The sequence below is a fragment of the Pseudomonas sp. SIMBA_068 genome (assembly GCF_046534705.1).
Classification (GTDB): Bacteria; Pseudomonadota; Gammaproteobacteria; order Pseudomonadales; family Pseudomonadaceae; genus Aquipseudomonas; species Aquipseudomonas putida.
Window position 1 is genome coordinate 1 of the sequence record NZ_JAWRYI010001151.1, and the last position, 251, is coordinate 251.

The window sequence follows — 251 nt, forward strand, 5'->3', positions numbered from 1 at the left end:
GCGGTGGCAAATATTGCTGAATATCGGCGTAGCGTGGCAATTGATCTTATCAACACGCTAAATCCCACGGAGGAACAGCTGTTGGTTGGTTTGCGCACAGCTTACGCCGACTCGGTTTCCCCCTCTTATTTGTACGATGTCGGTCCTTATCTGATTTCCAGTGACGAATGTATTCAGGTAAAGGAGTTCGAGAAAAATTATTGTGCAGATATTATGCAGGTTGTGAAGTATCGACATGTCAAAAATACAGG

The 251-nt window shown here is 44.6% G+C and carries 1 protein-coding gene; it reads left to right on the forward strand.

Translation table 11 applies throughout. From position 1 onward, the window contains the following. Positions 1–251, forward strand: a 251-nt coding sequence (locus SB756_RS33125) for a hypothetical protein (protein WP_410913641.1), incomplete at both ends; no start/stop codon positions are given.